At 64.7% G+C, this 19157-nt stretch carries 15 protein-coding genes and 1 riboswitch; of the genes, 3 read left to right on the top strand and 12 right to left on the bottom strand.

All coding sequences use genetic code 11. From position 1 onward, the window contains the following. Positions 1-91: 91 nt before the first annotated feature. From der to ndk, 7 genes are all read right to left on the bottom strand, one after another. The gene (der, locus tag VZ068_RS10775; protein WP_349657606.1) at positions 92-1489 is read right to left on the bottom strand and encodes a ribosome biogenesis GTPase Der; all 1398 of its coding nucleotides are present in this window, start codon (positions 1487-1489) and stop codon (positions 92-94) included. A 10-nt stretch (positions 1490-1499) separates the two neighbouring features. Continuing rightward, entirely contained in the window at positions 1500-2717 is a 1218-nt protein-coding gene (gene bamB, locus VZ068_RS10770; RefSeq protein WP_259149450.1) for an outer membrane protein assembly factor BamB, read from the bottom strand. Continuing rightward, entirely contained in the window at positions 2717-3355 is a 639-nt protein-coding gene (locus VZ068_RS10765) for a tetratricopeptide repeat protein (RefSeq protein WP_259167989.1), read from the bottom strand. Before VZ068_RS10765 ends, bamB begins: the two co-directional genes overlap by 1 nt. 70 nt (positions 3356-3425) lie before the next feature. Then, positions 3426-4283: a helix-turn-helix domain-containing protein gene (locus tag VZ068_RS10760; protein ID WP_259149452.1), complete on the bottom strand. Its 858-nt coding sequence runs from the start codon at positions 4281-4283 to the stop codon at positions 3426-3428. Beyond that, positions 4280-5062 (bottom strand): tetratricopeptide repeat protein, encoded by a 783-nt coding sequence (locus VZ068_RS10755; RefSeq protein WP_259168154.1) that lies wholly within the window; start codon positions 5060-5062, stop codon positions 4280-4282. Before VZ068_RS10755 ends, VZ068_RS10760 begins: the two co-directional genes overlap by 4 nt. A gap of 10 nt (positions 5063-5072) precedes the next feature. Beyond that, a complete protein-coding gene (rlmN, locus tag VZ068_RS10750) occupies positions 5073-6266 on the bottom strand; it encodes a 23S rRNA (adenine(2503)-C(2))-methyltransferase RlmN (RefSeq protein WP_349657684.1) in 1194 nt (397 codons plus the stop codon). 30 nt (positions 6267-6296) lie between these two features. Next, positions 6297-6722 (bottom strand): nucleoside-diphosphate kinase, encoded by a 426-nt coding sequence (gene ndk / locus VZ068_RS10745; protein ID WP_002812972.1) that lies wholly within the window; start codon positions 6720-6722, stop codon positions 6297-6299. A gap of 218 nt (positions 6723-6940) precedes the next feature. Here ndk and VZ068_RS10740 point away from each other — a divergent pair, with 218 nt between their 5' ends. The 3 genes from VZ068_RS10740 (at position 6941) to VZ068_RS10730 (ending at position 11333) form a co-directional block, all read left to right on the top strand. Then, positions 6941-7573, top strand: coding sequence for a TetR family transcriptional regulator (locus tag VZ068_RS10740; RefSeq protein WP_349657605.1), 633 nt, complete (start codon positions 6941-6943; stop codon positions 7571-7573). Between the two features lie 25 nt (positions 7574-7598). After that, on the top strand, positions 7599-9971 hold the full coding sequence (locus tag VZ068_RS10735; protein ID WP_349657604.1) for a 3-hydroxyacyl-CoA dehydrogenase/enoyl-CoA hydratase family protein: 2373 nt from the start codon (positions 7599-7601) through the stop codon (positions 9969-9971). A gap of 156 nt (positions 9972-10127) precedes the next feature. Then, a complete protein-coding gene (locus tag VZ068_RS10730; protein WP_011037142.1) occupies positions 10128-11333 on the top strand; it encodes an acetyl-CoA C-acyltransferase in 1206 nt (401 codons plus the stop codon). A 328-nt stretch (positions 11334-11661) separates the two neighbouring features. Here VZ068_RS10730 and crcB read toward each other — a convergent pair whose 3' ends face one another. The 5 genes from crcB to VZ068_RS10705 all read right to left on the bottom strand — a co-directional run bounded on the left by crcB (position 11662) and on the right by VZ068_RS10705 (position 19155). After that, positions 11662-12063 carry a fluoride efflux transporter CrcB gene (gene crcB, locus VZ068_RS10725; RefSeq protein ID WP_259167997.1) on the bottom strand — a complete coding sequence of 134 codons (402 nt, stop codon included), beginning with the start codon at positions 12061-12063 and terminating at the stop codon, positions 11662-11664. A gap of 109 nt (positions 12064-12172) precedes the next feature. Next, positions 12173-12241: riboswitch (Fluoride riboswitch) on the bottom strand. Between the two features lie 2 nt (positions 12242-12243). Continuing rightward, a complete protein-coding gene (locus tag VZ068_RS10720; protein WP_349657683.1) occupies positions 12244-13533 on the bottom strand; it encodes a replication-associated recombination protein A in 1290 nt (429 codons plus the stop codon). A gap of 326 nt (positions 13534-13859) precedes the next feature. After that, positions 13860-14531 (bottom strand): outer membrane lipoprotein chaperone LolA, encoded by a 672-nt coding sequence (gene lolA, locus VZ068_RS10715; RefSeq protein ID WP_349657603.1) that lies wholly within the window; start codon positions 14529-14531, stop codon positions 13860-13862. Positions 14532-14588: 57 nt separating this feature from the next. Continuing rightward, positions 14589-16511: a DUF3857 and transglutaminase domain-containing protein gene (locus VZ068_RS10710; RefSeq protein WP_259168004.1), complete on the bottom strand. Its 1923-nt coding sequence runs from the start codon at positions 16509-16511 to the stop codon at positions 14589-14591. Positions 16512-16800: 289 nt separating this feature from the next. After that, positions 16801-19155, bottom strand: coding sequence for a DNA translocase FtsK (locus tag VZ068_RS10705; RefSeq protein ID WP_046964042.1), 2355 nt, complete (start codon positions 19153-19155; stop codon positions 16801-16803). Positions 19156-19157: the final 2 nt, after the last annotated feature.

Below are 19157 nucleotides of genomic sequence, written 5' to 3'. Positions count from 1 at the left end.
CAGCTGTTGAAACATTCGATCAGGGCCGGCCGAACGCGTACCAACCCTGTGTCCACCTGGCGAAAGCTCGCCAGGCGTGATCAGACCCCGCCTACTTGCCCTTGACGTGCTTCATCAACCGCCGTTTGCGCGCCACCTGCCGTTCGGTGAGCGTGTTCTTCTTGCCCTCGTACGGATTGGCGCCTTCGCGGAAGATGAAGCGTACCGGCGTGCCGACCAGCTTGAAGCGCTTGCGGAAGAAGTTCTCCAGATAGCGCTTGTACGACTCCGGCAGCACCTTCAGGCGCGTGCCGTGCACGATGAAGGTCGGCGGGTTTGCGCCACCCGGATGCACGTAGCGCAGCTTGGAAACGTGGCCGCGGATGCTCGGCGGCGGATTGGTCTCGTAGGCGATTTCCAGCGCCTGGTTGACTTCGCTGGTGCTGAACTCGTGCGTGGCCGACGCGTGTGCGCGATGGATCGCCTGGAACAGCTCGCGCATGCCCGAGCCGTGCAGCGCAGAAATCCGCACCGCCTCGGCCCAGCTGACGAAGCCCAGCTTGCGCGACAGCAGGTCTTCGGCCTGCGCACGCTGGTAGTCGCTCTGCCCATCCCACTTGTTGATCGCCACCACCAGGGCGCGGCCGGCATCCAGAATCGCGCCGAGAATCGTCGCGTCCTGATCGGTCACACCTTCGGTCGCGTCCAGCATCAGCACCGCGACCTGGCATTGCTCGATCGCCTGCAGCGTCTTGAACGCACTGAATTTCTCGACGGCCTCTTCCACCTTGCCGCGGCGGCGCAGGCCGGCGGTGTCGATCAGGCGGTACTGACGATTATCGCGCTCCAGGTCCACCGCGATCGAATCGCGGGTGGTGCCCGGCACTTCGGAAGCGATCATACGCTCCTCGCCGAGCAGGCGATTGACCAGCGTCGACTTGCCCACGTTCGGGCGGCCCACGAAGGCGATCCGCACACGCGCCGGGTCGTTGTCCAGCAACTCGCCGGACCCTTCCTCCGGGAGCCGTGCACCGACTTCCTCAAGCAGTTCATCGATACCCTGCCGATGCGCAGCAGACAGCGCCACCACATCGGAGAAGCCGTAGCGCGCAAATTCCGAGCGCACGGTCTCTTCGTCGGTGCCGTCGATCTTGTTGATGACCAGCACGGTCGGCCGCGCCAGCTTGCGCAACCAGGCCAGGATCTCGTCATCCAGCGAAGACGCGCCTTCGCGGCCATCGACCACGAACAACACCAGATCCGCTTCGCCAGCGGCTGAACGCGCCTGACGCGCGGTGGCGCCGGCCAGGCCTTCCTCGTCGCCGGCGATACCACCGGTATCGACAACGATGAAGGGTTGCTGCTCGTCCAGACGGCAGACGCCGTAGTTACGGTCGCGGGTGACGCCGGGCTGGTCGTGGACCAGCGCGTCACGGGTGCGCGTCAGCGCATTGAAGATGGTGGACTTGCCGACATTGGGCCGTCCAACCAGGGCGACCAGGGGCAGCATCGCAAGGTCCTTATTGTGCCAACCGGAAGGCGGTGAGATCGCCGTCGGTGTTTTGTACCAGCAGAATGCCATCGACGACCACCGGCTGCGCCAGCAGCGTGTCGCGTCCAGCGCGAGCGCGCGCGGCCAGTGCACCGTCGCTGAGTTTCAGCCAGTGCAGGTAGCCTTTGTAATCGCCAACCACGGCGTAATCGCCCTGGATGGCCACACCGGTCAGCGAGCGACGCGCCAAGGCAGCCTGCGACCACATCGCCGCGCCGCTGCTCTTGTCCAGGCCCCACACCGAACCGGCGTTGTCGGACACCACCACCACGGCCGACGACACACCAACGCCACCGGCGCCGCCGTGATCGCGCGTCCACAACGGACGTCCGCTCGGGCCTTCCAGCGCGAGGGTTTCGTTCTTGAAGCTGGTGGCGTACAGGGTGGTGCCATCCAGTACCGGCGCGCCGTCCACGTCGGACATGCGCTCCAGCTCGGTGCGACCTTCCGGCACGCCGATCGCCTGTTCCCACAACGGGCGGCCATCCTGCAGCGCCAGCGCACTCAAGGTGCCGCTGTCGTTACCGACAAACACCACGCCCGGGCCGGTCACGATCGGCGCATTGCCGCGCACCGACAGGGTCGGGCCTTCTTCGGCATGGAACCAGCGACGCTCGCCGGTCGCCGCATCGAAGGCACTGACGCGGCCGTCGTTGCTACGCACCAGCACCAGGTTCTGTGCAATGGCGGGCGCGGCGATCACTTCGTTGGGCACCTTGGCGCGCCACTTCTCGGTGCCGTCGGCCTGGTTCAACGCAATCACGTCGCCAGACAGCGTCCCGATCACCACCAGGCCTTCGCCGACGCCGGGACCACCGGACAGGCGCTGCTTGAACTTGCGGTCGTTACGCTCTTCTTTCTTGGGCTTGTATTCCCACACGCGCTTGCCGGTCTGCAGATCCAGCGCCTGCACGCCGCCGGTGATCGCTGCGGCATAGACCTTGCCATCGGCGACGGCCGGACGCTGACGCACGCCGATGTGTCCTTCACCCTTGCCGATGCCGGTGGACCAGATCTTGTCGACCTTGACCGATGGCTCGAACTTGACCAGCTCGGCAGGTTCCTGCGCCTTCTTGGCAGCAGCATCCTTACCAGCAAACCAGCCCTTGACCGTGCTGCAACCGGCCAACGACATGCCCATCAGGGCGATCAACGCAATGCGCTTGTACATGGTGTCCTGCTTCATCAAATCTGCTCCGCCGGATCGGGCACTTTGCCGCCCACATCCATCAGCTTGGTTTCCAGCAACCGGCGCTGCGGCGAGGCCACATCGACCGTGGTCAATGCCTTGGCGTACAACGCACGCGCTTCATCGGTCTTGCCCTGAACGACCAGCGCATCGGCGCGGATCTCCAGGCTGGCGTGATCCTGCGCGTCGGCCAGCAGCTTGATCGCCTCATCCGGCTTGCCGCTCTCGGTCAGCACGCGCGCCAGACGCTGTTGCACGATGTGCTTGAGCTCGCCTTCTGCAGGCACGTCGCGCAGCGTCTTGATCGCTTCGGCGTGCTTGCCCGCATCGACCTGCGCCTTGGCAAGACGTAACGCAGCCAGCTCGGCATAGATGCCGCCTTTGCCGTCGTCGAGCGCCACGATGTCCTTGGCCGCCTTGTCTAGGTCCTTGGCCTGGATCGACTTCACCACCGCTTCGTACCGCGCGTTGGCTTCCACCAATTCGGTGTTGGTGCGCTTCTGCCACCACTGCCAGCCCAGGATCAGGGCCAGTCCGAGCAGGACGCCGCCCACCAGTCCCGCGCCATTCTTTCTCAACCAGGAACGAACGCGTTCGCCTTGTTCGTGTTCGTCCAGCAGATCGTCGATCGCCATGCGTACTCTCGCTCCGTCATCCCGGAGGCGCGGAACATCAAAAGGGGAAAATGAAAAACCGCAGTCCGCTTCACTCGGAAGCAGGTACCACGGAGCCGTCGGAGGATACCGCAAAACGGGCCACGTTAGCGCGCTGGAACGGTTTCACATCGACGATACTGCCGCCTTGCTGAACCTCTACCGCCGACGCATTGCCCAGTACGATGCGGCCCACCTGCCCCGGCGAATAGCTGCGATGCTCGCCGGCGCGGATCAGTGCTTTTTCCACTGCACTGCCATCCGGTGCCAGGATCTGCACCCAGCTGTCGCCGCTGAAACTCAGCGACAGGTGTTTGCCGGCGTCCGCCACTGCCGGTGCCGCCTCGGCCTCAGGCGTCGCACGCGGCACAGGCGTCATCGATGCGATGTACGGTGCCGGCTGCTCGCGCGGCGCGGCCGGCGGCGCTGCAGGGTTGGCGGGAGCACTGGTCTTCGCTGCGACCGGCATGCTGTCCAGCGACACCGTACTCGGCCCCTTGCCATCCAGATGCGAGCGTGTCGCATACCAGACCGGCACAGCGAACACGCCGGTGATGACGACATACATCGCCTTGCGTGCGGTGCTTTCGAGAATGCGGCGCGCACGCGGGGTATGGGTGTGGCTGACCAGCTTCACCGGTTCGATCGGCGCGATGCTGGCCTGTTGCAGCGACGGCTCCAGATCCACCTGCAACAGCCGCGCATAACTGCGCAACTGACCGCGAACGAAGACCGGCGCGCCCAGGCGCTGCCAGTCTTCCTGCTCAAGCGATCGCACCACGTGCGCCGGCATGCGTAGCTTGCCAGCGACATCGTCCACACTCAGACCTGCTGCTTCGCGCGCCTCGCGCAACTGCGGCCCGCAGCCCTTTTCCTGCTCGAAAGGGTTCGGATTGGAATCACTGATCACAATGCATTGGCCCCGGGGTTAGCGGTCGCTGCGTCAGGAAATTCCTTGACCAACCGCTGTTGGTAACGGCTGGCAGCTACCTTGTCGCCTAGCCCTTGCTCAATCTGAATGGCGAGTTGTAACACGGAAGCCGTTACCGGTGCAGCCGCAAGCCGGCGTTCGATAAAGGCACGTGCTTCGAAATACGTTTTCTGGCCAACCTCGTAACGCGCCATCGATTCCAGTGCATAGGCGTTGGAGGGCTCGAGCTCCAGCGCCTTGCGCAGATCACGTAAGGCACGCTCGCGCTGACCAGCCTGCAGTGCGCATCCACCGGCATTGGCGAGTGCCGGTGCCGGCGCATAACTTGAATCCTGCAGAGCGCGATCAAACCAGCCAAGCGATTCTCCCGCCTGGCCATTTGCGCACAGCCACGCCCCATAGTTATTGAGCACATCACCGCGCTGCGGCGCCAATTCGGCAGTACGGCGGTAGGTTTCTCCAGCAGCGGGGCTACCCTGGCCCTGCTGGATCACGCCAAGAAACATCAAGGCATCGATCGAGTTGGGCGTCTTTTTCAACACATCGCGCACCAACTGCTCAGCGGCAGCGTAATCGCCGCTTTGCAGACGGTTGTTGGCGAGGCCCAGCTTCTGCTCCAACGCAAGCCGGTCGCGCGTGGCCGAACTGTCGCGAAAATCGTAGGTGGGCGCAACCTGCTCCACGCTTCTGATCTTGCCCGGCTTGGCATTGCGACCACCGCAGCCGGCCGCGCACAGCGCGATCGCCACGGCGGCCATTAACGCGAGTTCACGCTGCCGCATCTCGATCGGCCTGCCCTTCCAATGTGCGGCGGAATTCCGCCTGGCGACGGGTACGGTCCATGACCTGCCCCTTGAGCTGCCCGCATGCCGCATCGATGTCGTCGCCCCGCGTACGGCGAACCATCGTCAGCACCTGCGCGTCGAGCAGAATCTTCTGGAATGCGCGGATCTCCGTCTCTCCGGAACGCTCGTAGCGCGTGCCGGGGAAGGGATTGAACGGAATCAGGTTGACCTTGCCGGCATCCTTGGACTGCACCGCATTGTCGAACTGACGCATCAATCTGGCCAGCTGGCGTGCGTGCTCCGGCTGGTCGTTGATGCCCTTCATCAAGGTGTATTCGAAGGTCACCGAGTCGCGCTTTTTGCTGCCACGCAGGTAGCGCGCGCAGGATTTCATCAACTCGGCGATCGGGTACTTCTTGTTCAGCGGCACCAGGCTCTCGCGCAGCGTGTCATTGGCGGCGTGCAACGAGACCGCCAGCGAGACATCGCTTTCGGTGGAAAGCCGGTCGATCATCGGCACCAGGCCGGAGGTCGACAGCGTCACCCGCTTGCTGGCCAGGCCGTAGCCCAGATCGTCGCGCATCACGCTCATCGCGCGCACGACGTTGTCGAAATTCATCAACGGCTCGCCCATGCCCATCATCACCACATTGGTGAGGCGGCGTTGCTGGTGCGGCACGTTGCCCAGATGGCGCGCAGCAACCCATACCTGCCCGATGATTTCGGCGGTGGTGAGGTTGCGATTGAAGCCCTGGGTGGCGGTCGAACAGAACGTGCAGTTCAACCCGCAACCGACCTGGGACGACACGCACAGCGTGCCGCGGCCCTTGTCGGGGATGTAGACCGTTTCGATGGCGTTCTTGCCGTCGGTGCCCATGGCCAGCAGCCATTTGTGGGTACCGTCGGTGGACGGCTTGTCGAACACGACATTGGGAACCAGCACCTCGGCATGCTGGTGCAACTTCGCACGCAACGCCTTGCCGAGGTCGGTCATCTGGTCGAAATCGGTGACGTAGCGGTGGTGAATCCACTTCATCACCTGATGGGCACGGTAGCGTGCTTCGCCGAGCGTGTCGGCGAAGAAGCGCTCCAGTCCCTCGCGATCGAGGTCGAGCAGGTTCTGCTTGCGCAGTTCCGGGGTACGGACAGGAACGTCCTGCAACACGGAGGGGATCACGACCTCATTCACGATTCGACTCTCTCGGCCTCAGCGCGAGACCACTTCTGTTGCGGCGAAGAAATAGGCGACTTCATTGGCAGCGTTCTCAACCGAATCCGAGCCGTGGGCGGCATTGGCATCGATCGAGTCGGCGAAGTCGGCACGGATGGTGCCCGGCGCAGCGTCCTTGGGATTGGTCGCGCCCAGCAGGTCGCGATGCGCGGCAACGGCGTTCTCGCCTTCCAGCGCCTGGATCATCACTGGGCCGGAGATCATGAATTCGACCAGCGCATTGAAGAACGGACGCTCGCGGTGGACGGCATAGAAGCCTTCGGCTTCCCGGCGCGACAGCTGCTTGTATTTGGCGGCCACCACTTTCAGGCCAGCCTTCTCGAAGCGGCTGTAGATTTCGCCGATGACGTTCTTAGCGACGGCATCAGGCTTGATGATGGACAGGGTGCGCTCCAGCGCCATTGGGAATTCTCCGTTGGGCGGGCCACTGAAGGCCCGAGGTTATCATGAAAAAAACCCGCGTCAAAACGCGGGCTTAGGCTTCTTTGCGATGGTCAATTCTATCTCGTCGCCCGCATGTTTGCACACCGCCCCCTGAATCGTGCTGCATTGCCGCATGACCTGCCCGCAACCGAGCCCGTAGACTCAAACAATCGTTTGATTGAGTTCGACCCCAGCGCATGCCCAAGCCCGCCCACTTCTCCACCAAGGACCGCATTCTCGGCGCGGCCGAGGAGCTGTTCGCCCAGCATGGGTTTGCCGGCACTTCGCTGCGGCAGCTGACCACCCAGGCCGACGTCAACATCGCCGCGGTCAACTACCACTTCGGCTCCAAGGAAAACCTGGTCAACGAGGTGTTCCGCCGTCGCATGGACGAAATGACCGCCGCGCGACTGCAACAGCTGGAGGCGGCGAAAAAATCCCAGCCCGGCGAGCTCACCGCGGTGCTGGCCGCATTCGTCGAGCCGGCCCTGGCGATGGCGCAGGACCGCCAGAACGGCGGCGCCTTCGTGCGTGTGATCGCCCGGGCCTATGCGGAAAAGAACGACAACCTGCGCAAGTTCCTGTCCGACCATTACGGCCATGTCCTGCGCGAATTCGGCAAGGCCATTGCCGGTTGCGTGCCGGGCCTGAGCAAGGAAGAGCTGTACTGGCGGCTGGACTTTCTGGCCGGTGCGCTCACCTACGCGATGGCCGATTTCGGGCTGATCAAGCGCCCGGCAGGGGTCAGCGAGGCCGACCACCGTGCGCGGGCCGCGCGCGAACTCATTCGTTTCGCGGAACCCGGTTTCCGCACTCATTCCACACCGTAAACGTTCCACCAAGAGGCTAATTGCTATGTCCAATCCGTTGCTAGTTCGTCGCGCCGCCGTGCTCGGTGCCGGCGTCATGGGCGCGCAGATCGCCGCGCACCTCACCAATGCCGGCGTCGACACCGTGCTGTTCGACCTACCTGCCAAGGAAGGTCCCGCCGACGGCATCGTGCTCAAGGCCATCGCCAATCTCGGCAAACTCAGCCCCGCCCCGCTCGCCAGCAAGGCGCTGGCCGAGGCGATCACCCCGGCCAACTACGAGAGCGGCCTGGAACAGCTGCGCGACTGCGACCTGATCATCGAGGCGATCGCCGAGCGCATGGACTGGAAGCAGGACCTGTACAAGAAGATCGCCCCGTTCGTGTCCGAGCATGCGGTGCTGGCGTCCAACACCTCGGGCCTGGGCATCAACAAGCTCTCCGACGTGCTGCCGGAGCAGTTGCGCCATCGCTTCTGCGGCGTGCATTTCTTCAACCCGCCGCGCTACATGCACCTGGCCGAGCTGATCCCGGCCAAGGGCACCGACAAGGCCGTGCTCGAAGGACTGGAGAGTTTCCTGGTCACCACGCTGGGCAAGGGCGTGGTGTATGCGAAGGACACCCCGAACTTCATCGGCAACCGCATCGGCGTGTTCTCGATCCTGTCCACCATCCATCACACCCAGCAATTCGGCCTGGGTTTTGATGAAGTGGATGGCCTGACCGGCCCGCTGGTCGGCCGCCCGAAGTCGGCGACCTACCGCACCTCCGACGTGGTCGGCCTGGACACCATGGCGCACGTGATCAAGACCATGGGCGACACCCTGCCCGACGATCCTTGGCACCAGTATTTCAAGTCGCCGAAGTGGCTGGACGCGCTGATCGCCAAGGGGGCGCTGGGCCAGAAGGTCGGCGCCGGCATCTTCCGCAAGGTGGGCAAGGACATCGTGGTGCTGGACCTGGAAAAGCAGGATTACCGCGCCGCCGATCGCACTGCCGCACCCGAGGTGGTGGAGATCCTCAAGATCAAGAACCCGGCCGAAAAGTTCGCCAAGCTGCGCGAAAGCCAGCACCCGCAGGCGCAGTTCCTGTGGGCCACGTTCCGCGACCTGTTCCACTACAGCGCTTATCACCTGGCCGATATCGCCGAGACCGCGCGCGATGTGGACCTGGCGATCCGCTGGGGCTACGGCTGGTCGCTCGGCCCGTTCGAGACCTGGCAGGCCGCCGGCTGGAAGCAGGTGGCGCAGTGGATTGCCGAAGACATCTCCAACGGCAAGAGCATGAGCAGCGCACCGTTGCCGAACTGGGTCTTCGACGGTCGCGACGGCGTGCATGGTGCCGAAGGCTCCTACAGCCCTGCGCGCGACGCCAAGCTGCCGCGTTCGGCGCTGCCGGTGTACAAGCGCCAGCGCTTCCCCGATCCGCTGCTGGGCGAGCAGTTCTCGCCGGGCGAGACGGTGTTCGAAAACGACGGCGTGCGCATGTGGCATGACGGCGACGACATCGCCGTGGTCAGCTTCAAGACCAAGATGAACACCGTGTCCGACCATGTTCTCAATGGTCTGCAGGAAGTGGTGGGTCGTGCGGAGAAGGACTTCGCCGGCCTGGTGATCTGGCAGCAGAAGGAGCCCTTCTCCGCCGGTGCCGATCTGGCCGGTGCGCTGGGTCTGCTGCAGGCCGGCAAGGTCGATGCGTTCGAAGCGCTGGTCGCCAACTTCCAGGCCACCAGCCAGCGCATCAAGTATGCGCAGGTGCCGGTGATTTCGGCCGTGCGCGGGCTGGCGCTGGGTGGCGGTTGCGAGTTCCAGATGCATAGCGCCAAGACCGTGGCCTCGCTGGAAAGCTATATCGGCCTGGTCGAAGCCGGCGTCGGCCTGCTGCCGGCCGGTGGTGGCCTGAAGGAGATCGCGGCGCGTGCCTCGGTGGCGGCAGGTCCGGGCGGCGATGTGTTCGCCGAGCTGAAGAAGACCTTCGAAACCGTCGCGATGGCCAAGGTCTCCAACTCGGCGGTCAACGCCCAGGAGCTGGGCCTGCTGCGCACCACCGACAAGATCGTCTTCAACAGCTACGAGGCACTGCACATCGCCAAGGCCGAAGCGCGCGCACTGGCCGAAGGCGGCTACCGCGCGCCGTTGCCGGCACGCCGCATCCAGGTCGCCGGCGACGTCGGCATCGCCACCTTCAAGATGCTGCTGGTCAACATGCTGGAAGGCCGTTTCATCAGCGAATACGACTACGAAATCGCCACCCGCATCGCCACGGTGATGTGCGGCGGCGAGGTCGATCGCGGCGCGCTGGTGGACGAAGAATGGCTGCTCAAGCTGGAGCGCAAGCACTTTGTCGAACTGGCCCAGCAGGAAAAGACCCAGGCGCGGATTGGGCACATGCTCAAGACGGGTAAGCCGTTGCGGAACTGAGAATCGGGAGTGGGGAATCGGGAATAGGTAAAAGCCCAACCGACTCCCCGCTTCTCCCCATTAATTCTGCCGGGTGATGAAGATGGTGAACTCAGGCGAATCCGCACTTGCGATTCCCGATTCCCCATTCTCGATTCCCGGCTATCGGAGATAGCCATGAGCAAGCAGATTCAAGAAGCCTACATCGTTGCCGCCACCCGTACCCCGGTCGGCAAGGCGCCGAAGGGCGTGTTCCGCAACACCCGTCCCGACGACATGCTGGCGCACGTGCTGCGCGCGGTGGTCGCGCAGGCGCCGGGCATCGATCTGTCGCGCATCGACGACGCCATCATCGGCTGCGCGATGCCGGAGGGCGAGCAAGGCATGAACGTGGCGCGCATCGGCGTGCTGCTCGCCGGCCTGCCCAACACCGTCGCCGGCCAGACCATCAATCGCTTCTGTTCGTCCGGCATCCAGGCCGTGGCGATGGCCGCCGACCAGATCCGCCTGGGCAATGCCGACCTCATGCTGGCCGGCGGTACCGAGTCGATGTCGATGGTGCCGATGATGGGCAACAAGGTCGCCATGTCGCCGAGCGTATTCGCCGACGACCATGTGGCCATTGCCTATGGCATGGGCATCACCGCCGAGAAAGTGGCCGAGGAGTGGAAGGTCTCGCGCGAGGATCAGGATGCGTTTGCGCTGGCCTCGCACCAGAAGGCCATCGCGGCGATCGCGGCGGGCGAGTTCCGCGACGAGATCACCCCGTACGAGATCCATTCGCACCAGCCCGACCTCGCCGGCAATGTCATTGCACTGCGCAAGCGGCTGGTCGACACCGATGAAGGCCCGCGTCCGGACAGTTCCCTGGAAGGCCTGGCCAAGCTGCGCCCGGTGTTCCGTAACGGGCAGTTCGGCGGCAGCGTCACCGCAGGCAATTCCTCGCAGATGAGCGATGGCGCCGGAGCGGTACTGCTGGCCTCCGAGCAGGCGATCAAGGATTACGGCTTGACCCCGCTGGCGCGTTTTGTCAGCTTCTCGGTCGCCGGCGTGCGCCCGGAAGTGATGGGTATCGGCCCGATCGCCGCAATTCCCAAGGCGCTCAAGCAGGCCGGCCTGACCAAGGACCAACTCGACTGGATCGAGCTCAACGAAGCCTTCGCCGCGCAGGCCTTGGCGGTGATCCGCGACAGCGAACTGGACCCGTCCAAGGTCAATCCGCTGGGCGGCGCGATTGCACTGGGCCATCCGCTGGGCGCGACCGGCGCGATCCGTGCCGCCACCCTGGTGCACGGCCTGCGTCGCCGTCAGCAGAAGTACGGCATGGTCACCATGTGCATCGGCACCGGCATGGGCGCGGCAGGCATCATCGAAGCGTTGTAAGCACGGGTTCGACGAGATCGGCCAAGGTGCCGATCTCGCGAACGCGATCAGCAGTGACCGAAGGCGTGCGCAAGCACGCCTTCTTTATGGCCGCAACCCGTCATCGGCCGGAGCTGCGCTGCGAGCGGAATCACTTGCACCAGTCGACATCTCCGGTGGGTGCGCCGATCGCGCCTTGTTGCGCTCTGTTTTAGCGACCGCAACGCTCGGCTGCATCATGGGAACCGCCGCGCCCGCAGTGCCGCACACCCCGAGATAACCGCCGCATGCAATGCGCCACCCGGAAGCCTTCGCCGGCAAACTTCAGCGCCTACAACAAGGCCGATGCCTAGCGCGTCACCAGCCACTGGCCTGTCCGCGCACCCGCAAACACCAGCACCAGCCCGGCCACCAGCGTCATTGCCAGATACACGCCGATCATCGTGGACCGATCGGTGCGCGCAAACACCAGGCACTCCATCATCAGCGATGAAAACGTGGTCAGCCCGCCGATCACGCCGACGATCAACAGGGCCCGCAGCGGCCAGCTCGATGGTCCGCGCGCATCCAGCCAGACCAGCAGTACGCCGGCGACGAACGAGCCGAGCAGATTCACCGCCAGCGTTCCCCACGGAAAACCGGTACCGAAGCGCTGCAACAACGACGCGCCAATGGCAAAACGCAAACCGGAACCCAGTGCACCGCCAGTCATCGCCAGCAACAGCTGTTGCCACCACACCGGTGCATTCATGCGTGCACCCCGCTATCGGGGAGAGTCTTCGGAGAAATAGCGTGCCACATCGGCGTCATCCATCCTGAGTCAAGAAGCGATGCCGGGGCACAGGCCTGCCGCCCCGGCGGGGGTGGCAGGCATCATCAGCGCGCAGAGTGCGCGCGGTTCAAGGAGGAATGCCATCTCCTGTGCGGGCGATTATGCCGTGGGCTTGCCGGCCTTGTCAGCCCGCGCCTGCGCACGTGCCTCGCGCAGCCGATCCAGCTTTTCTTTCAGCTTGATCTCCAGCCCGCGCGGCACCGGGTTGTAGTACACCCGCTCGCCCATCGCATCCGGAAACCCGGTCTGGTCCAGCGCGATGCCGCCTTCGGCATCGTGGTCGTATTGATAGTCCTGCCCATAGCCGAGCGTCTTCATCAGCTTGGTCGGTGCATTGCGCAGATGCAGCGGCACCTCTTGCGTGCCGGTCGCGCGCACCTCGGCCTTGGCCTGATTGAAGGCCGCGTAGCCGGCATTGGATTTTGCGGTGCTGGCCAGGTACAGCACCAGTTGTGCGAACGCCAGCTCGCCTTCCGGGCTACCGAGGCGCTCGTAAATATCCCAGGCCTCCAGCGCCATGCTCTGCGCGCGCGGGTCGGCCAGACCGATGTCCTCGATCGCCATGCGGGTCAGACGCCGCGCCAGATACGCCGGGTCGCAACCGCCGTCGAGCATGCGGGTGAGCCAGTACAGCGCCGCATCCGGATTGGAGCTGCGTACCGATTTATGCAGCGCCGAGATCTGATCGTAGAACTGCTCGCCGTTCTTGTCGAAACGGCGGGTGCGGTCGGCCAGCACCTGCAGCAGCGTCTGCGGCGTGATTTCCCCGCCCTCGCCGCCCGCCAGTTCGGCGGCGATCTCCAGCAGGGTCAACGCGCGCCGTACATCACCGTCGGCCGCACTGGCGATTTCCAGCAACGACGCGCCGCTGACCTGGATCGTCTCCTGCCCCAACCCGCGCTCGGGGTCGTGCAAGGCCCGCTGCAGCGCTTCGACGATGTCCTGCGGCGACACCGATTCCAACACGTGCACGCGGCAGCGCGACAGCAAGGCCGAGTTCAATTCGAACGACGGGTTTTCCGTGGTCGCACCGACGAACAGGATGGTGCCGCGTTCGATATGCGGCAAAAACGCATCCTGCTGCGCCTTGTTGAAGCGATGCACCTCGTCGACGAACAACACGGTGCGACGGCCGCTGGCGAACCGCTGCGCGGCCTCGGCCAGCACCTGGCGCACATCGGGCAGCCCCGACAACACTGCGGAAATCGCCTTGAATTCGGCATCCGCGTAGTGCGCCAGCAGCAACGCGAGCGTGGTCTTGCCGCATCCCGGCGGACCCCACAGGATCATCGAATGCACGCGACCGGATTCCACCGCGCGACGCAGCGCACTGTCGGGCGTCAACAGGCGCTTCTGGCCGACCATTTCGTCCAGCGTCCGCGGACGCATGCGCTCTGCGAGCGGGCGCAGATGGTCCGCGTCCACGCTAAGCAGATCGGCGGTGCTGTCGATGGTGGATCTGGTTCGTGCCACAGCTCATTCTATCGCGGCGGGGCGTTATCGCATTGCAGCGATGTGGTGTTGCGCGGACGCGACAGGACTCTCACGGTCGGAGAGGCGTTCGCGGCACTGATGCACGTTGGCGACCGCATCCGGAGCACGACAGGCGCCGCGCAGACGCCTTCGCGCAGGAAGGCGCGACATCCGCGGGCAAAGCGCAAGGGGCTAGGAGCGGCAGCCTGACAATGCGGAGTCAGTGCCCCGCAACTACAGGGTTACTGCGCGTCGCCCACCACATCCACACCCTTGGCCGGGGTGTAACGGAAAGTGTCGGCCGCAAACGCGGGGTTGCGCTTCCAGCCACTGAAACTGATCGCAGTGCGTTGACCTACCGCATCGACCACTTCCATTTTGGCCAGGCCATCCTTGCCGAAGCCCAGCGACGCCATCTGGAAGCTGGCCTCGGTGTCGACCTTCGGCGTCAGCGACAGCCACTGCAGGCCATCACGCGGGGCCGCTTCTTCGCTGACATCGTATTGCTTGTCCAGCCGCGCGGGGTCGATCAATGCCACCAGCGGGCTGTTCTGCTCTTCGTTGCCCTGTGCACGCACCGTGACCTGCTCCAGGTCGGGATCGAAGACCCACACTTTCTTGCCATCGGCCACGATCAGTTGCTTGTAAGGCTTGGCGTATTCCCAGCGGAACTGGCGCGGCTGCGACAGTGCCACCCGCCCGCTCGAACGCTCCTTGACCCGTCCGTTGGCATCGGTGACCTGCTGGTTGAACTGCCCATCCAGGCCCTTCAGGCCACGGGTGAACGTGTCCAGTTCCTGGCGCGCACCGGCAAACGCGGTGCCGGCGAACAGGGCGGTGGCGAGGACGGCATAGCGGAGCTGACGATGCATCGCGGTTTTCCAGGAAGGAGTACGCCAATTCTGAAGCTTCATAGATGAATGGGCGAGCGCTATCGGACGGCCGCGTTCATGCAGCGGCAGCTGCCTGGCTCAGTGCGCGGTCTGCACCTTGGACAGATCGCCGTAGACGATCTGCCCGCGGAAGCCGCGTCGCACCTGCTGATACAACTCGCGAAACGCACGGTAATCCTGTGGCTGGCACAAGGCCTGCGGCCCGTGCACCGCCGCACGTTGCAGACGATGGACCGCAGTGACCGTCTGTCCCTGGCGCGACCAGTCCACCGCGTACTCGCCGGCGGCATTGCGAAAGGTGCTGCTGCGCGGGATGGCGATGATCGGCACCGTGTCGGGGAAGGTCACCACGTAGGTTTCCTCGCGCACGCTGTCGTTGCAGTAGAACGGGGTCAGGTTGTCTTCGGCCGAGGTGGTGGTGTAGATCCCGCGCGTCGACTCGGCGCCCGGCATGTCCGGCAAGGTCATACCGCCGACCACCGAAAAATCCACCGCATCGTTGGCCAGGAAGCTGTAGCGATAGTTGAACGGCGCCTCCAGATCCAGCGGATCGCCCTGAATCAGCAGATCCCCGGTGCCAACGAAGCCGGACTGGGCAATGATCGATTCCTCGATGCGGTTGCGGTTCTGCGCATTGAGTTGCACGAACATCGCGCGCAACCCCACTTCGCCGGTCTGGCCGCTGTCCAGCGTCGTCATGCCCTGCAAGCCGCCCTGCGGCGTGAAGCGGTATTCGGTACGGGCAACGTATCGGTTGACCTTGCGATCGTTGGGCGGGGTCTGGGTGACCTTACCGTCGCGTGTATGCACGACAGGCGCGCCGAGATCGCTGGCCGGCAGCTGGCCGAAGCGCGCGTACGGGTTGGTCGAATCGACGTAGAGATCGAAGGCCGGGATATAGGTGATGGCGTGATTGAAGCGCCCCAGCACCGGGATTGCCGGCAGCGTCGGACCGCCTTCCGCGCCGATCAGCACCGGTGTGCTGGCGATGCCCTTGGCCGCCAGCAAGGCTTCCAGGATCACGGTGTGGTCCTTGCAGTCGCCGTAGTGGTTGGCCAGGATGCTGTCGGCACTGTTGGGCTCCAGACCGCCGTTGCCCAGGTACACCGCCACGTAGCGGATATTGCGCGCCACCCACGCATACAACGCAGCAGCCTGCGCGCGCGGCTCATCGATACCGCGGGTCACCTCGTCGGCCAGCGACTGGATCGCCGGCGTCACCGCGGCGGCGCGTCCGCCCTTGACGTGATAGGCCAGGCCCATCTGCGACCAGCTGTCGAAGGTGCTGGCCATCAGCGTGGGGCTGAACTCCCAGGTCGCCGCACTCCAGTTCTGGTTCTTCATCGGCGTGGAGCGCTGGTAGCGCCATTCCCAGCGCGCCTGATCGCCACGCACCACCGGCTTGGTGCTGCCCTGCAGACCACGCGCGGACAGATGCATCGGCAGCGACCTGGGCGCGACCAATGTCACCACCGCATCGTCGTACTGCGCGAAGACGCTGAAGGTTTCCCACAGGCTGAAGTAACCGGGGAAGTACGGCGTGTTCTGCGCACGTCGCACCCGATAGACGATGCGCGCACCCGGCGCCAGGTTCGGGAACACCACGACCTTGACCTTGCGGTCGGCATACATCGCTGCCGAGGCGCTGGAATAGCTTTCCTGGGTGTAGATCTTGTCGGCCGCCACGTCCTGACGCAGTCCTTCGGCGGTGACGGTATACGCCTCCAGCACCTCCAGCGTCTCCATCTTTTCGCTGTAGCTCAGCCGCACCTGGCTGAACTGCTCCACTGCCGACTTGGTCTTGAGCAGGATCTCGTATTCGTCGGTTTCCACACTGCTGGCATCGGCGCGCACTTCGTAGTCGGCGCGATAGCGCACGAAGCTGTAGTTGGTATCGGCCTGGGTGCGCGCCGCCGCGGCAGGCGCGGGGCGCTGCTGCGCCTGGGCAAGCAGCGGAGCGCAGATCAACAGCACGAGCAGCAACAAGGGACGACGCAGCATGGGTCTCGATCACGACGGGCCGGAGCGGCACTTGTCCGCTAGGGTAGCCGGTGTGCCCGGCAATGACAGGATCGGCTTCCAACAATGCGGCATCGGTGCGTACGGCAGCGCTGGTTGCGGCGATTTGAACAATGCAGATGCGGCATGCGGCGTCCCGCACTGGCAGGCCTGGCGGGTCAAGCACGATCACGCGGGCGCCCTGCGCAAGTGGAGCCCCTGCCCGCCGAGTTCCCAATGCGCCGCGTTCCAACGCAGCGCGCCGCACCGCGCAGCGACGTCACCACTACGCTTACTTCGGCGGTGGCGGCGCCAACACGGTGCGATCTCCGTTGTGCTCGGGCTGGCTGACCACCCCGGCCGCTTCCATTGCCTCGATCAGGCGCGCGGCGCGGTTGTAGCCGATCTTCAGGCGACGCTGCACACCGGAAATCGATGCGCGCCGGGTTTCGGTGACGATGCGCAGCGCCTCGTCGTACAGCGGGTCGGACTCGTCCCCGCCGCCACCACTGCTCTCCGGCAAGCCGGTTGCGCCCACCACGGTGCCATCGCCCATGGTCTGCACTTCGTCCAGCACGCCTTCCACGTACGACACCGGCCCGCTGGCCTTCAGATGCTCGACCACCCGGTGCACTTCCTCGTCGCTGACGAATGCACCGTGCACACGGTCCGGCAGCGCCGTGCCCGGCGGCAGATACAGCATGTCGCCATTGCCCAGCAGGGCCTCGGCGCCGGACTGGTCCAGGATGGTGCGCGAGTCGATCTTGGAGCTGACCTGGAAGGCCACGCGGGTCGGGATATTGGCCTTGATCAGGCCGGTGATCACGTCAACCGACGGGCGCTGCGTGGCCAGGATCAAGTGGATGCCGGCCGCACGCGCCTTCTGCGCCAGACGCGCAATCAGCTCTTCGACCTTCTTGCCGACGATCATCATCATGTCGGCGAATTCGTCGATGAAGATCACGATGAACGGCAGCGTCTCCAGCGGCCGCGGCGCCTCGCCCAGTTCCGGGTTCGGCTTGAACAGCGGGTCCATCATCGGCTGACCGGCATCGATGGCGTCCTTGACCTTCTTGTTGAAGCCGGCCAGGTTGCGCACCCCCACCGCACTCATCAGCTTGTAGCGGCGTTCCATTTCGGCCACGCACCAGCGCAGGCCGTTGGCGGCCTCCTTCATGTCGGTGACCACCGGCGCCAGCAGATGCGGGATGCCCTGGTAGACGCTCAGTTCGAGCATCTTCGGGTCGATCATCAGCATCCGCAGCTCCTTGTGCGAAGCCTTGAACAGCAGGCTCAGCACCATCGCATTGACCGCCACCGACTTGCCCGAGCCGGTGGTACCGGCCACCAGCAGATGCGGCATGCGCGCCAGATCGGCCACGGTCGGACGTCCGGCGATATCCTTGCCCAACGCAAGCGTCAGCGGGCTGGCCGACTTGTCGTATTCCTTGGAACGCAGCAGCTCGGACAGGAAGATCATCTCGCGGGTGACGTTGGGGATTTCCAAGCCGACCACCGACTTGCCCGGAATCACGTCGACCACGCGCACCGACTTGACCGACAGCCCGCGCGCAATGTCCTTGTCCAGCGAGCTGATCTGGCTGACCTTGATGCCCGGCGCCGGCTCGATCTCGAAGCGGGTGATCACCGGGCCCGGATAGGCCCCGACCACCTGCGCCTCGATGCGGAAATCCTTGAGCTTGAACTCGATCTGCCGCGACAGCGTCTCCAGCGTCTCTTCCGAATAACCCTTGGCCTGCGGCTTGGGGTCGTCCAGCAGGGCCAGCGGCGGCAGGTCCGAACCATCGGTGCTCACGCCCTGGAACATCGGAATCTGCGTATCGCGCTTGGCGCGCTCGCTCTTTTCCACCACCGGTGCCGGCGGCGGTTCGATCTTGACCGGCTCACGCTTGGCCTGCTTGACCGCATCGACCTTGCGCACTTCCTCGCGCTCTTCGCGCATCACGCGGGTCTGCTGCCACTCGGTCGCCTGGTGGGTCTTGCGCTGCATCAACGGGCCCAGCGCCAGCACCCACTTGCCGATGCGCTCCATCACCGCAAACCACGACAACCCGGTCGCCAGCGTGATCGAAACCAGCAACAGCACCACCACGAACAGATTGGCGCCCAACGCCCCAAAGCCCGAGCTGAGCGAGCCGCTGACCAGCTTGCCGAGAATGCCGCCAGCCTCCGCCACCTCGCCCTGGAACAGGCGCAGGTGCAAAAAGCCGGTCGAAGAGATCAAAAAGCCCACCATGCCGACCAACCGCAGCGCCGGCCCGAGATCGCTCTGGCTCTGCTCCTCGCGCTCGCCGATCAGTGCGATCCAGGCCACTGCGCCCAGGATCACCGGCAGCAGGAAGGCTACGTAACCGAACAGCTGCAGCAACACATCCGCCGCCATCGCGCCGAATCTGCCGCCCATGTTGTGGATCGGCGCGACCAGATTGCCGGTGCGCGACCAGCCAGGATCGGTCGCCGAGTAGGTGAACAGGCTGGCCAGCAGATACAGCAGCAACGGCGCCACCGCGATCAATGCCAGGTCGCGCCAGAGCTTTTGCCGACGCGGATTGTCCGCCACCGCCGTCTTGCGCGACGACGATTTGCCCTCTGCGGGCTTGCTGCGTTCGGGAACCTGCTTTGCCACCT

It is taken from the genome of Xanthomonas sp. 10-10 (genome assembly GCF_040182365.1).
Classification (GTDB): Bacteria; Pseudomonadota; Gammaproteobacteria; order Xanthomonadales; family Xanthomonadaceae; genus Xanthomonas; species Xanthomonas arboricola_F.
This window is presented reverse-complemented; position numbering and strand designations above follow the sequence as displayed.